This is a genomic window from Citrobacter sp. Cf072 (genome assembly GCF_030334485.1).
Taxonomy (GTDB): Bacteria; Pseudomonadota; Gammaproteobacteria; order Enterobacterales; family Enterobacteriaceae; genus Citrobacter; species Citrobacter freundii.
In genome coordinates this window covers 53,421-67,683 of sequence record NZ_JAOWDX010000013.1, presented here as the reverse complement: position 1 = coordinate 67,683, position 14,263 = coordinate 53,421, and the positions used below count along the sequence as shown (strand labels likewise).

The following is a 14,263-nucleotide window of genomic DNA, read 5'->3' as shown; positions in this document are numbered from 1 at the left end:
GATGGCGGCTACGCCTTATCCGGCCTACAGATTACGTGACACGTAGCCGCCACCCGGCAGGGAATATTGTGATGGCGAACCATCTGGTCCTTCTGAAATCAGACTTTTTTGCGCATGAGCAGCAGGCTGTCGCCGTAGCCGATCGTTATCCGCAGGATGTCTTTGCTGAGCATACCCATGAGTTTTGCGAGCTGGTTCTGGTCTGGCGCGGTAATGGCCTGCATGTCCTTAACGATCGCCCGTACCGGATAACCCGTGGCGATCTGTTTTACATTCGCGCCGAAGATAAACACTCCTACACTTCCGTTAACGACCTTGTGCTACAAAATATCATCTACTGCCCGGAGCGGTTGACGCTGAATGTTGACTGGCAAGGGGCGATCCCCGGATTTGATGGTGCGCCGAGGCACCCGCACTGGCGACTCGGTAGCGTTGGCATGAGCCAGGTCAGACAGGTGATAAGCCAGCTTGAGCATGAAAGTAATCAACGGGATGCGCAGGCTTTTACCATGGCTGAGCTGCTGTTCGGGCAACTGGTGACCCACCTTAAGCGGCATCGTTATGCCACGGATACGCTCCCGGCGACGTCGAGCGAAACGCTGCTGGATAAACTGATCACCGCGTTAGCCGGTAGCCATGAGCATGCGTTCGAACTGAATAAGTTTTGCGAGCGCGAACGGTGCAGCGAGCGCGTTTTGCGCCAGCAGTTTCGCAGCCAGACCGGCATGACCATCAACCAGTATCTCCGCCAGGTGCGGGTTTGCCATGCGCAGTATCTGCTCAAACATAGTCGGTTGATGATTAGTGAGATTTCCATGCGCTGCGGCTTTGAGGACAGTAACTACTTTTCGGTGGTGTTCACGCGCGAAACCGGGATGACGCCCAGCCAGTGGCGTCATCTCAGCAACCAACATGATTAACTGGCCATTCCCAGACCAACAATGTTTGCCGCGACAATGATCACCACGCAGCCAAGGCTTAGCACACTTACCGGACGGCGACCCGCGTTTTTCCACTCTTTCAGCACCAGCCCGACAATCCCGCCGCACAGAACATAGAAGCTCATGTGCAGCATCCAGCTTACATAATCATATTGAGCCGGAATACGCGCGTGGCCCCAGGCGTAGAAGAAGAATTGCAAATACCACATCAGGCCACCAAGCGCAGACAGCAGCACGTTGGTGATAATCAGTGGCTTGGCTAACGAGAAGTCGGCTTTTATCGACAAGTTTTTCACTTTTGCCAGACGAATGAAGCAAAAGCCCAGGTTGACTAACGCGCCGCCGCCCATGATAACCACGTAGCTGGGCAGGGCGACATACAATGGATCGACACCCAGCGCGGCGGCGGCATCGTGCATTGGTTTAGCGGCGTTCATCGCAAATGACATCCCGGCGGAGAAAATGCCGCACATGACTGCCAGAACCAGCCCTTTTTTCAGGTTGAACTCTTCCGCTTTGATGCCCATTTTGCGTTCTTTTAACTGACCGGCCCGAGTCACAATACCGACGCCAATCAGCGCGACCAGTACGCCAAGCAGCGTCATGCGTCCGCCGGAAGTATTGATCAGCACATCAAAGTTGCCGTTGATAATTGGGGTCATCAGCGTGCCTACAATCAACGTAATCCCAATTGCAATGCCGATCCCCATCGACATACCGAGATAGCGCATGGTCAGACCATAGTTGATATTGCCAATCCCCCACATCGCGCCGAACAGAAACACTGGCGCCAGCGTAGAGAGGCTGAAAGAACTGAAGTAGGCCCAGAAATTGGGAAGCAACATGGCGCTAATGGTCCATGGCAGGATAAGCCAAGAGACGATCCCGCCAACCGACCACATCGTTTCCCATGACCAATGTTTGACTTGTTTGAACGGGGCATAGAAACAGGCGGCACTGGCTGCGCCTATCAAATGCCAAAAGATACCCATCGTAATCGCGTTACTCATGACTTAATCCTCGTTATTTTTTATCGTCGGTAATGACCCCTCCGACCAAACGAGTTTAAAAATTACGCAGGGTGTTAACCTTTTAACGATTGCCGCCATTTTGCGCATGTTGGCAATCATCACGTTAACTGGGTGATTCGGTTCACATCTTTAGCAATCAACATGCGCTATTAAAACCTTGTAAAAAGTACGGCATTGATAATCATTTTCAATATCATTTAATTAACTATAATGACCCAACTGCTTACGCGGCGTTAACACAGGCCGCCCGACAATACTGGAGATGATTATGAGTTATACACTGCCATCCCTGCCGTACGCTTATGATGCCCTTGAACCGCACTTCGATAAGCAGACGATGGAAATCCACCATACCAAACACCACCAGGCTTACGTAAACAACGCGAACGCTGCGCTGGAAAGCCTGCCAGAATTCGCCAGCCTGTCCGCTGAAGAGCTGATCACCAAACTGGATCAACTGCCAGCAGACAAGAAAACCGTACTGCGTAACAACGCGGGCGGTCACGCTAACCACAGCCTGTTCTGGAAAGGCCTGAAAACCGGTACTACGCTGCAGGGTGACCTGAAAGCGGCTATCGAACGTGACTTTGGCTCCGTTGACAACTTCAAAGCTGAATTTGAAAAAGCAGCGGCAACCCGCTTTGGCTCCGGCTGGGCGTGGCTGGTGCTGAAAGGTGACAAACTGGCTGTTGTTTCCACCGCCAACCAGGATTCCCCGCTGATGGGTGAAGCTATCTCTGGCGCTTCCGGTTTCCCAATCGTGGGCCTGGATGTTTGGGAACACGCTTACTACCTGAAATTCCAGAACCGTCGCCCGGACTACATCAAAGAGTTCTGGAACGTCGTGAACTGGGACGAATCTGCCGCACGTTTCGCAGCAAAAAAATAAGTTCTACGCTTTAACGAAGCCCTGCAAGCGATGCTTGTGGGGTTTTTTTGTGATCAAACTCAATATAAAAACAATGATCCACTTAAATTGAAACAAGGTTTTATTATGCGAGTGGGATCACTTTTATAGTCTCTATGAATGTCTATCTTCTTTTCATCAAGACGGGCGCATCTCAAAGCAAGATGCAATCGCCCATAAAAATTGCCCCATTTTTATGTCTACAGGTGATGGAAATGCAGATCAAACGTACGATAGAGAAAATCCCAGGCGGTATGATGCTGGTGCCGCTTTTCCTGGGCGCGTTGTGTCACACCTTTTCCCCCAGCGCCGGGAAATACTTCGGCTCCTTTACCAACGGTATGATCACCGGTACGGTACCTATCCTGGCGGTCTGGTTCTTTTGCATGGGGGCGTCGATCAAGCTAAGCGCCACCGGCACCGTGCTGCGTAAATCAGGTACGTTAGTCATAACCAAGATTCTGGTGGCGTGGGTGGTTGCAGCGATTGCCTCACGCATTCTGCCGGAACATGGCGTAGAGGTCGGATTCTTCGCTGGGTTGTCTACGCTGGCGCTGGTGGCCGCGATGGATATGACCAACGGCGGGTTGTATGCCTCGATTATGCAGCAGTACGGCACCAAAGAAGAGGCTGGGGCGTTTGTCCTGATGTCGCTGGAGTCTGGCCCGCTGATGACCATGGTGATTCTGGGAACTGCCGGGATCGCGTCGTTTGAACCGCACGTATTTGTTGGCGCAGTATTGCCGTTCCTGATTGGTTTTGCGCTGGGTAATCTGGATCCTGAGCTGCGGGAATTCTTCAGTAAGGCCGTGCAGACGCTGATCCCGTTCTTTGCCTTCGCATTAGGTAACACCATTGATTTGAGCGTGATTGCTCAGACCGGCGTGCTGGGTATTCTGCTGGGCGTGGCAGTGATTATCATCACTGGTATTCCATTGATTATCGCCGATAAACTGATTGGTGGTGGCGATGGTACGGCGGGGATTGCGGCTTCCAGTTCTGCGGGGGCGGCGGTTGCTACGCCTGTGCTGATTGCTGAAATGGTTCCGGCATTTAAACCGATGGCACCGGCAGCAACTTCCCTGGTCGCCACGTCGGTGATTGTGACCTCCATTCTGGTGCCGATTATCACGTCTATCTGGTCGAAAAGGGCCAAAGCAAAGGCGGCAGAAATTGATCTTCGTGGCACCGTGAAGTAAGTCTCTTAAGCCGGATGGTCTGCACCATCCGGCTTAATTATTTACCCTTTGACGACAAACACCTCATCGATTGTTCTACACTCACTCTCGTTCAACTCTCCACCGGCATTACGTGACACGCCGGAGCAATAGCCAAACTTACGCGATACCACGGTTTTGATGGTGGTGACAAAATCTTCGCCGATGGCATAGATGGACATGTAGGTGCCAATCTGGTCCTGAATATCGCGAAGCGCTGCCAGGTCGCCCTGCTTAAACGCTTCCCGCGCGCTGACAAACAGTTCCGGCATGACGTTGTTCAACCCTGAAATAATCCCTGCGCCACCTGCCAACAGGTTGGGAATATAGTATTCGTCGTAGCCGGACAGCACGGCAAAATCCTCCCGCACGGCGCGGGTAGTCTGAATCATACTGCGAGTATGAGACTGGCAGTCGACGGTGTCTTTGATACCAGCGAAATTCGGGAACTCAGCGGCGAGGGAGGCAACCAGCTCGGGGGTTAAATCGCAGCCGGTGCGTGCCGGGAAGTTATAGGCAAACCATTTGCCGCTGAGTTTCTGCCCCAACTGACGGAAGTAGCTCAGCAGCTGTTTCGCCGTTTGTCCGTAGTAGTAGGGCGGCAGGATCATCACGGCATCGTAACCTGAGCGATACGCTTCCTGCGCCATCAACAATACATCATTCTGGCAGGTGGATGAGACGTTGGCGACCATCTTCAGCGAGCTCATGGCGCGGGCCTCGCGGATCAGCAATAGCCTTTCTTCGAGCGTAAAGGAAGCAAATTCCCCGATGCTACCCATCAGCAAAATCACATCGATTTTGGCCTCGGTAAGGCGTTTGAGATGCTGGCTTAGACCGTTGAGATCGATCTTACCGTCATTGTCCATTGGCGTAATGGAAGGACACCAGACGCCAGCAAATTGCGATTGACCAGTCACGTTGTCGACTCCTTATTTGAAATGATGTTTCAAAACCAGCTTACATTGATAGCATGTGTCCCTAAGTTTCATGTGAACCGTGCTCTCATTTTGAGCGACTGGGGTAAAATAAATGTGGTGTAATGGGGGAAATTTATCGGGAGAGGGAACAGATGCGATATCCGGTCGATGTTTTTACGGGCAAAGTTCGGGACTACACGGGAAGCCGTCCCAGCGCGATTGCTAAAGTCCAGATTGACGGTGAGCTGATGCTGACCGAACTGGGGCTGACGGGAGATGAACAGGCGGAAGCGAAAATTCATGGCGGGCCGGATCGCGCGCTGTGTCACTATCCGCGTGAACACTATCAGCACTGGAGACAAGCGTTTCCGGAGCAGGCGGAGCTATTTGTCGCGCCCGCGTTTGGTGAGAACCTCTCTACTGAGGGGCTGACTGAAGAGAATGTGTATATTGGCGATATTTTCCAGTGGGGAGAGGCGTTGATTCAGGTCACGCAGCCGCGCTCGCCGTGCTTTAAGTTGAATTTCCATTTTGGCATCAGCGATATGGCCTGCCAGATGCAGGATGCAGGTAAGACGGGCTGGCTGTGCAGCGTCATCGCGGCAGGGCTGGTATCTGCAGACGCGCCGTTGATCCTGGCGTCACGCGTGAGCGACGTCAGCGTGCGGGAGGCAATTGCTATCGCCTGGCATATGCCGTTTGATGATTCGCAATATCACCGTTTACTGTCGGCTGCCGGGTTATCAAAAAGTTGGACCAGAACGATGCAAAAGCGTCGTTTAAGCGGCAAGATCGAAGACAATTCCCGCCGTTTGTGGGGGAAATAATTCCCCCTGTCCGTGGAGGCCGGATGAGGCATTACGCCGCCATCCGGCAACACAGAGAGACTCAGGAACGCTTATACAACGGTAACCAAATTACCAGCCGTAAACCACCCAGCGGGCTGTCTTCGGCCTTCACCCAGCCACGATGCTGCTGGATTGCAGTTTCAACAATCGCCAGACCCAGACCTGTTCCGCCAGACTCGCGATCGCGCGCCTCATCGGTACGATAGAACGGACGGAAAATCTGTTCTCTGTCTTCAGGGCTTACACCTGGGCCATCGTCGTCCACGGTGATGGTAATCCCGTCGATATCCACAGCGAAGCCAACTTCAATCTTCGTATGTGAATAGCGCAGGGCATTGCGCACAATGTTTTCCAGCGCACTTTCCAACGCATTTGGGTTACCGTACAGCGGCCACGGGCCCGGCGGGAAATTCACCGTGAGCGATTTACCCATCTGCTCAGCTTCAAAGGCGGCGTTATCCAGCACTTCGCCCCACAGCTGATTAGCTTTCACCGTTTCACTGACCAGCGCGTTTTTCTGCTGATTACGTGACATCACCAGCAGGTCGTTGATCATGCTGTCTAGTCGGTGTGCTTCTGTTTCAATGCGCTCCAGCTCTTTGCTCTCACCGCTACGACGGCGCAGCAGAGCGGTACCCAGTTGCAGACGCGTTAGCGGTGTTCTCAGCTCGTGAGAGATGTCCGACAGCAGACGTTGCTGCGTGGTCATCATCCGTTCCAGCGCCGTCACCATCTGGTTAAAGCTGGCACCTGCCGCCAGAAACTCCTGCGGACCGGCTTCCAGCTCCGGATGTTGACGCAGGTTGCCCTGGGCCACTTCATCCGCAGCGTTTTTCAACTTACGCGCTGGTTTCGCCAGACTCCAGGCAAGCCAGAGCAATAGCGGAGAGCTGACTAACATGGTGACGATCAGCAATAACAGCGGTCGGTCAAACAGCAGGTTGATAAAGTCAGATTGTGAGCTGCTGGCTGGTCGAATGAGATACAGCTGGTAGTTATCTTCACCGTCTCTGACGGAGAAAGGCCCGACCATCTCAACGCGACCGTATTTTTTCTTTTGCGGATGGTCGGCGTTATCGGCCTGACCAATAAAGTTACGAATGATCTGCATTTCATTGCGTTCTGCGCCGATCACGCGTCCTTCCGTCGTAACAAGTAATAACCGCTGTCCTGGTGGCGCCCACTTGTCTATCGCCCGAAACAAGCGACGCCACCACATCAAATCGTTGGGTGGATCGTTCGCCAGTTCAGCTTCAACGTGTTGCTCAATCATTAACCCCTGGCGCTGCTCGCTGTCCAGTAGCTCGGTCATCTGGCGTGAGTCGAGCTTGGGTAACATCAGTACCAACATCAACACCAGTGCCAGCGTCAACCAGAAGATGGCAAAGATGCGCGCGGTTAAGCTCCCTATCATGAAGCGGAAACCATCAGGTAGCCGCGACCACGCAGGGTTTTAAACCACGGGTGTCCGTCTTTACGCTCTGGCAGCTTACGACGCAGGTTCGAGATATGCATATCGATAGCGCGATCGAAAGGTGTCAGGCGTTTACCCAGCACTTCCTGGCTCAGGTGCTCACGCGAAACCACCTGACCGAGATGCTGTGCCAGCAAATAAAGCAGGGTGAATTCGGTGCCGGTTAACTCCAGGATTTGCCCGTCAAAGCTGGCTTCCTGGCGGCCCGGATTAAGGCTTAACGCATCTACTTCCAGAGTCGGCGAGCCGTTATCGCTGTTCTGCTGCTGTTCGCTCCAGTGTGAGCGACGCAGAATAGCGCGGATGCGCGCGACCAGTTCACGGTCGTTAAACGGTTTGGGTAAATAGTCGTCCGCGCCCAGCTCAAGGCCAAGTACGCGATCCAATTCGCTGCCGCGAGCGGTCAGCATGATTACGGGTGTCTGGTGTGTCTGACGAAGTGCTTTCAGCGTATCAATGCCGTTTTTCTTCGGCATCATGACGTCGAGCAAAAGTAAATCGATGCTGTCATCCAGAAGCTCAAGCGCCTGTTCCCCATCATAGGCAACCAGCACATCGAAACCTTCCATTTCGAGCAACTCCTTTAACAGGGAAGTCAGCTCTCGGTCATCATCAACTAACAGGATTTTATTCATTGTTTACGTACCTCCGAGGCAGAAATTACGTCATCAGGCGTCGCTAATCTATGACTTTACGTTGTTTTACACCCCCTGACGCATGTTTGCAGCCCGAATCGTAAACTGTCTCTCGTTGAATCGCGACAGAAAAGATTTTGGGAGCAAGTGATGGGCAAAGTTAGCGCTGCCGTCATGGCCTCAACGCTGGCACTCAGTACATTTAGCCATGCAGCTGAAGTCGTCACAGGCGATCACTGGCACCTGGGTGAAGGCTCATCGCAACGTAGCGTTCAGAGCCACATGTTTGACGGTATCAGTTTAACCGAACATCAACGTCAACAGATGCGAGATTTAATGCAGCAGGCAAGACACGAACAGCCTCCTGTTAATGTTAGCGAAATGGAGACAATGCATCGCCTTGTCACCGCAGAGAAATTTGATGAAAGCGCAGTGCGCGCTCAGGCAGAAAGAATGGCGCAAGAACAGGTTGCCCGCCAGGTTGAAATAGCCAGGATCCGCAACCAGATGTATCGCCTGTTAACGCCCGAGCAGCAAGCGGTTTTAAATGAGAAACATGAACAACGAATGGAGCAATTGCGCGACGTAGCGCACTGGAAAAAAAGCTCATCGTTGAATTTATTGAGTAGTAGCAACTCGCGTTCCCAGTAGTAACCCTGTTTTCCTTGCCATAGACACCATCCCTGTCTTCCCCCACATGATGTGGGGGTTTTTTTTGCCCAAAATTTGTCGCTCGGTTATTGCCTGACTGTTTTACTTCATCCGTTATACTAGCGGCATATTCTGGCTGGAGTGTTTATGAATCATACCTATGGGCGGCTGGTGAGCCGGGCGGCAATCGCGGCGACCGTGATGGCATCACTGTTACTTTTGATCAAAATTTTCGCGTGGTGGTACACCGGATCGGTCAGTATTCTGGCTGCACTGGTGGATTCTCTGGTGGACATCGCGGCGTCGTTAACCAACCTGTTGGTGGTGCGCTATTCGCTGCAACCGGCCGATGATGAACATACGTTCGGACACGGAAAAGCGGAATCACTGGCGGCGCTGGCGCAAAGCATGTTTATTTCCGGTTCGGCGCTGTTTTTATTCCTGACCGGGATTCAGCATCTCATCCAACCGACGCCGATGAAAGATCCCGGCGTTGGGGTGGTTGTCACCATCATTGCGTTAGTGTGTACAATCATTCTGGTCTCGTTTCAGCGCTGGGTAGTGAAGCGTACGCAAAGTCAGGCCGTTCGGGCAGATATGCTTCATTATCAGTCTGATGTTATGATGAACGGTGCGATTCTCATTGCGCTCGGGCTGGCATGGTACGGCTGGCATCGTGCGGATGCCTTGTTTGCGCTCGGGATTGGCATCTATATTTTATATAGCGCATTACGCATGGGGTATGAGGCAGTGCAATCTTTGCTGGATCGCGCTTTACCCGATGAGGAACGTCAGGAAATTATTGATATCGTGACGTCATGGCCTGGGGTCAGCGGCGCTCACGATCTTCGCACGCGGCAGTCAGGGCCGACCCGCTTTATTCAGATTCATTTGGAAATGGAAGATAATCTGCCGCTCGTTCAGGCGCATTTAGTGGCTGAACAGGTTGAGCAGGCAATTTTACGGCGTTTCCCGGGATCGGATGTCATCATTCATCAGGATCCCTGTTCAGTCGTACCCAAGGAAGGCAAGGTGTTTGAGCTTTCATAATTCGTTGTAAAAAGTGAACCGGGCCAGCATTTTGTGTATAAATTACCACCATTTGGCCTGACCTGAATCAATTCAGCAGGAAGTGATTGTTATACTATCTGCATATTCGTTGGATCGTTTCGATATGCGGAATCGACTTCCGGCAGCAGATTTCATTTTGCATTCCAAAGTTCAGAGGTAGTCATGATTAAGAAAATCGGTGTGTTGACAAGCGGCGGTGATGCGCCGGGCATGAACGCAGCAATCCGTGGTGTTGTACGTGCAGCGTTGACGGAAGGGCTGGAAGTCATGGGGATCCATGATGGCTACCTGGGTTTGTATGAAGACCGTATGGTCCAGCTTGACCGCTACAGCGTGTCCGACATGATCAACCGTGGCGGTACTTTCCTCGGTTCAGCTCGCTTCCCGGAATTCCGCGACGAAAACGTGCGTGCGGTGGCTATCGAAAACCTGAAAAAGCGTGGCATTGATGCGCTGGTTGTTATCGGCGGTGACGGTTCTTACATGGGTGCGAAACGCCTGACTGAAATGGGCTTCCCATGCATCGGTCTGCCGGGCACTATCGACAACGATATCAAGGGCACCGACTACACCATCGGTTACTTCACCGCTCTGGGTACTGTAGTAGAAGCGATTGACCGTCTGCGTGATACCTCTTCTTCTCACCAGCGTATTTCCATCGTTGAAGTGATGGGCCGCTACTGTGGCGATCTGACCCTGGCGGCTGCAATTGCCGGTGGTTGTGAGTTCGTAGTGGTTCCGGAAGTGGAATTCAGTCGCGACGATTTGGTTGCTGAAATCAAAGCGGGCATCGCGAAAGGTAAAAAACACGCAATTGTAGCGATCACTGAACACATGTGTGACGTTGACGAACTGGCGCATTACATCGAGAAGGAAACGGGCCGCGAAACGCGTTCGACCGTACTGGGTCACATTCAGCGTGGTGGTTCCCCGGTTCCTTACGATCGTATCCTGGCATCCCGTATGGGCGCATATGCTATTGAACTGCTGCTGGCAGGTCATGGCGGTCGCTGTGTCGGTATTCAGAACGAGCAACTGGTTCACCACGATATCATCGATGCTATCGAGAACATGAAGCGTCCATTCAAAGGTGACTGGCTGGACTGCGCGAAAAAACTGTACTGATTGTTTTTTGTTGCCCGGTGGCGCTTCGCTTACCGGGCCTACAGAGTGTACTCTTGTAGGCCGGATAAGGCGTAAGTCGTCATCCGGCACAACCTTCCTCATTTATTCCCCGAAGTTATAGCAAATCTTTTTTTATTCTTTAATGTTTGGATGCCTTTCTGGCACGCTTTGCTCATCACAACATCACATAAGAGAGCTGGGCGATGAACAAATGGGGCGTAGGGTTAACATTATTGCTGGCATCAACCAGCGTTCTGGCAAAGGATATTCAGTTACTTAACGTATCGTACGATCCAACACGTGAACTGTACGAGCAGTACAATAAAGCCTTCAGCGCGCACTGGAAGCAGGAAACGGGCGATAACGTCGTGATCCGCCAGTCGCACGGCGGCTCTGGTAAACAGGCGACCTCTGTCATCAACGGTATTGAAGCCGATGTGGTGACGTTGGCACTGGCATATGACGTGGATGCCATTGCTGAACGTGGTCGAATTGATAAAAACTGGATTAAGCGCTTGCCGGATAACTCTGCGCCTTACACCTCCACCATCGTGTTCCTGGTCCGCAAAGGCAACCCCAAACAAATTCATGACTGGAACGATTTGATCAAACCCGGCGTGTCAGTGATTACACCAAACCCGAAAAGCTCAGGCGGCGCACGCTGGAACTATCTGGCGGCATGGGGCTATGCCCTGCACCACAACAACAACGATCAGGCCAAAGCGCAGGACTTCGTCAAGGCCCTGTATAAAAACGTTGAAGTGCTGGATTCCGGTGCGCGTGGTTCAACCAATACTTTCGTTGAGCGTGGTATCGGTGATGTGCTGATCGCCTGGGAAAACGAAGCGCTGCTGGCAACGAACGAGCTGGGTAAAGACAAATTCGAGATAGTGACGCCGAGTGAATCTATTCTCGCGGAGCCGACCGTTTCCGTGGTCGATAAAGTGGTGGAAAAGAAAGACACCAAAGCGGTGGCGGAAGCTTATCTGAAGTATCTCTACTCTCCGGAAGGCCAGGAAATTGCAGCGAAAAACTACTATCGTCCACGTGATACAGACGTTGCGAAGAAATACGAAAATGCATTTCCGAAGCTGAAGCTGTTCACCATCGATGAAGAGTTTGGCGGCTGGACGAAAGCGCAGAAAGAGCACTTCTCTAATGGCGGTACGTTCGACCAGATCAGCAAACGCTAAATAAGTCTGTGATTTACCGACCCGGTGGCCTAACGCGACCGGGTTTTTTATTTGTCATGGTTTTGCGTTACTCTTGCCCTTCAATGGGATACAGGAAACGCGTAATGAAAAAAGCAGGCTATCTTTTACTGGCGGTGATTGTGGTCGCCGCCGCTGCAGGCATCGGGTACTGGAAATTCACCGGCAACCCGGACGCATTACGCCAGATCGTCCTTCAACAATGCTTACCGCACCAGTTGCAGCAGCAGGATCCTGCACCATGCGCAGAAGTGAAGACGGATGCCGGATATGTGGTGTTCAAAGACCGTAACGGCCCTTTGCAATATTTGTTGATGCCCACTTATCGCATTAACGGTACGGAAAGCCCACTGCTGTTGAAATCAGGCACGCCGAACTTTTTCTGGCTGGCCTGGCAGGCGCGTAGCTTTATGAGCCAAAAATACGGCCAGGAAATCCCTGACAAAGCAGTCTCTCTGACCATTAACTCACGTAGCGGGCGTACTCAAAATCACCTGCATATTCATATCTCCTGCCTGCGAACCGATGTCAGAAAACAGCTGGATGACAACCTGGCGAAAATCAGCACCCGCTGGCTACCTCTACCAGGTGGGCTGCGCGGTCATGAATATCTGGCGCGTCGCGTCACGGAAAATGAACTGGCACAACGCAGCCCATTTATGATGCTGGCAGAAGAGGTGCCGGATGCACGTGAGCATATGGGCAGCTATGCGTTGGCGATGGTGCGTCAGAGCGATGAATCCTTTGTTCTGCTGGCTACTCAGCGCAATCTGCTGGCGCTGAATCTCGCCTCCGCTGAGGAAATTCAGGATCATCAATGTGATATTCTGCGTTAACCCCACCTAATCTGGCGTTTACTCCGCATGCCTGTCCCCGTATTCTTGTTGAAAAAAACAACAGGAGACAGGCATGTCGCTCTGGCTTACACACCCTCTGTTTATCCCCTCTCTGGTGGTTGGCATCACCATTCTGCTCTGGGCTACGTCGCTGCTGCCGGAGTTTATAACGGCGCTGCTGTTCTTTGCCGTGGCGATGGTCGCCAAAATCGCGCCACCGGATGTGATCTTTGGCGGCTTTGCGTCCTCCGCATTCTGGTTGGTGTTTAGCGGCTTTGTGCTGGGTATCGCGATTCGTAAAACGGGGCTGGCGGACAGGGCGGCGAGGGCGCTGTCATCACGGTTGACCGACTCCTGGCCGTTAATGGTGGCGAGTGTGGTGCTGTTGAGTTACGCGCTGGCGTTTGTAATGCCATCCAACATGGGCCGCATTGCGCTGCTGATGCCGATTGTCGCAGCGATGGCGAAACGAGCTGGAATTAACGATGGTACGCGCGCCTGGTATGGTCTGGCACTGGCCGTTGGGTTTGGGACATTCCAGCTTTCTGCGACGATTTTACCCGCAAACGTACCGAATCTGGTGATGAGCGGCGCTGCGGAAGGCTCTTACGGCATCCACCTCAATTATCTTCCCTATTTGCTGCTGCATACGCCGGTTCTGGGTTGGCTTAAAGGCGCGGTTCTCATCGTGCTTATCTGCTGGCTGTTCCCTGGCAAGCCCCATGCGCCGCGCGATCTCACGCCGTCGGAACCGATGAGCGGAGATGAAAAACGTCTGGCCTGGATGTTAGCGGTGGTGTTGCTTCTTTGGGTAAGCGAAAGCTGGCACGGCATTGGCCCCGCGTGGACTGGGCTGGCGGCGGCAGTTATCACATTGCTCCCACGGGTTGGCTTTATCAATGGCGACGAGTTTTCCACTGGGGTCAACATTCGTACCTGTATTTATGTGGCGGGTATTCTGGGGCTGGCGATCACCGTCACGCAAACAGGTATTGGTAGCGCCGTTGGTGAAGCGCTGTTACAGGTGATGCCGCTGGATGCGGAAAAGCCGTTTACCAGTTTCCTCGCGCTGACCGGTATTACCACGGCGCTTAATTTTATTATGACGGCGAACGGTGTTCCGGCGCTGTATACCACGTTGGCGCAAAGCTTTGCCGATGCGACGGGATTCCCGCTGCTGTCGGTGATTATGATCCAGGTGCTGGGTTATTCCACACCACTGTTGCCGTATCAGGCTTCACCGATCGTGGTGGCGATGGCGCTCGGGAAAGTACCTGCAAGGGCAGGGATGCTGCTGTGTATCGCACTGGCGGCGGCAACGTATTTGATTCTTCTGCCGCTGGATTACGCCTGGTTTACGGTGTTGGGAAAACTGTAGCTGTATCAAAATGTTAAT

14 protein-coding genes are annotated in these 14,263 nt (G+C 52.7%); 10 read left to right on the top strand and 4 right to left on the bottom strand.

The window, feature by feature from the left end; translation table 11 throughout:
- Positions 1-71: 71 nt before the first annotated feature.
- The gene (gene rhaR, locus OGX66_RS00670; RefSeq protein WP_003847872.1) at positions 72-920 is read left to right on the top strand and encodes an HTH-type transcriptional activator RhaR; all 849 of its coding nucleotides are present in this window, start codon (positions 72-74) and stop codon (positions 918-920) included.
- Here rhaR and rhaT read toward each other — a convergent pair.
- Positions 917-1,951 (bottom strand): L-rhamnose/proton symporter RhaT, encoded by a 1,035-nt coding sequence (gene rhaT / locus OGX66_RS00665; RefSeq protein ID WP_003840477.1) that lies wholly within the window; start codon positions 1,949-1,951, stop codon positions 917-919. The two genes, rhaR and rhaT, sit on opposite strands and share 4 nt — an antisense overlap.
- Before the next feature lie 289 nt (positions 1,952-2,240).
- Between rhaT and sodA the strand changes: the two genes are divergently transcribed.
- Both sodA and kdgT read left to right on the top strand, forming a co-directional pair.
- Positions 2,241-2,861 carry a superoxide dismutase [Mn] gene (gene sodA / locus OGX66_RS00660; protein WP_286510733.1) on the top strand — a complete coding sequence of 207 codons (621 nt, stop codon included), beginning with the start codon at positions 2,241-2,243 and terminating at the stop codon, positions 2,859-2,861.
- Between the two features lie 233 nt (positions 2,862-3,094).
- Complete coding sequence (gene kdgT / locus OGX66_RS00655; protein ID WP_270936042.1) at positions 3,095-4,078, top strand: 2-keto-3-deoxygluconate transporter; 984 nt, start codon at positions 3,095-3,097, stop codon at positions 4,076-4,078.
- 41 nt (positions 4,079-4,119) lie between these two features.
- On the opposite strand, the gene OGX66_RS00650 is transcribed toward kdgT, so the two are convergent.
- A complete protein-coding gene (locus OGX66_RS00650; RefSeq protein ID WP_048234205.1) occupies positions 4,120-5,016 on the bottom strand; it encodes a dihydrodipicolinate synthase family protein in 897 nt (298 codons plus the stop codon).
- Positions 5,017-5,168: 152 nt separating this feature from the next.
- Between OGX66_RS00650 and yiiM the strand changes: the two genes are divergently transcribed.
- On the top strand, positions 5,169-5,843 hold the full coding sequence (gene yiiM / locus OGX66_RS00645; protein ID WP_046671344.1) for a 6-hydroxyaminopurine reductase: 675 nt from the start codon (positions 5,169-5,171) through the stop codon (positions 5,841-5,843).
- 61 nt (positions 5,844-5,904) lie between these two features.
- Here yiiM and cpxA read toward each other — a convergent pair whose 3' ends face one another.
- Together cpxA and cpxR are read right to left on the bottom strand one after the other, a co-directional pair.
- A complete protein-coding gene (cpxA, locus tag OGX66_RS00640) occupies positions 5,905-7,278 on the bottom strand; it encodes an envelope stress sensor histidine kinase CpxA (RefSeq protein WP_003840485.1) in 1,374 nt (457 codons plus the stop codon).
- Positions 7,275-7,973, bottom strand: coding sequence for an envelope stress response regulator transcription factor CpxR (gene cpxR / locus OGX66_RS00635; RefSeq protein ID WP_003028763.1), 699 nt, complete (start codon positions 7,971-7,973; stop codon positions 7,275-7,277). Before cpxR ends, cpxA begins: the two co-directional genes overlap by 4 nt.
- A gap of 150 nt (positions 7,974-8,123) precedes the next feature.
- Between cpxR and cpxP the strand changes: the two genes are divergently transcribed.
- The 6 genes from cpxP (at position 8,124) to OGX66_RS00605 (ending at position 14,245) form a co-directional block, all read left to right on the top strand.
- A complete protein-coding gene (gene cpxP / locus OGX66_RS00630; protein ID WP_003028767.1) occupies positions 8,124-8,624 on the top strand; it encodes a cell-envelope stress modulator CpxP in 501 nt (166 codons plus the stop codon).
- Positions 8,625-8,771: 147 nt separating this feature from the next.
- Positions 8,772-9,674: a CDF family cation-efflux transporter FieF gene (fieF, locus tag OGX66_RS00625; RefSeq protein ID WP_003028775.1), complete on the top strand. Its 903-nt coding sequence runs from the start codon at positions 8,772-8,774 to the stop codon at positions 9,672-9,674.
- A gap of 183 nt (positions 9,675-9,857) precedes the next feature.
- Positions 9,858-10,820 carry a 6-phosphofructokinase gene (pfkA, locus tag OGX66_RS00620; RefSeq protein WP_003028778.1) on the top strand — a complete coding sequence of 321 codons (963 nt, stop codon included), beginning with the start codon at positions 9,858-9,860 and terminating at the stop codon, positions 10,818-10,820.
- 203 nt (positions 10,821-11,023) lie between these two features.
- Complete coding sequence (gene sbp, locus OGX66_RS00615) at positions 11,024-12,013, top strand: sulfate/thiosulfate ABC transporter substrate-binding protein Sbp (RefSeq protein WP_003840489.1); 990 nt, start codon at positions 11,024-11,026, stop codon at positions 12,011-12,013.
- 104 nt (positions 12,014-12,117) lie between these two features.
- A complete protein-coding gene (locus OGX66_RS00610) occupies positions 12,118-12,867 on the top strand; it encodes a CDP-diacylglycerol diphosphatase (protein ID WP_016151272.1) in 750 nt (249 codons plus the stop codon).
- Positions 12,868-12,940: 73 nt separating this feature from the next.
- Positions 12,941-14,245, top strand: coding sequence for an SLC13 family permease (locus OGX66_RS00605; protein WP_003840496.1), 1,305 nt, complete (start codon positions 12,941-12,943; stop codon positions 14,243-14,245).
- Positions 14,246-14,263: the final 18 nt, after the last annotated feature.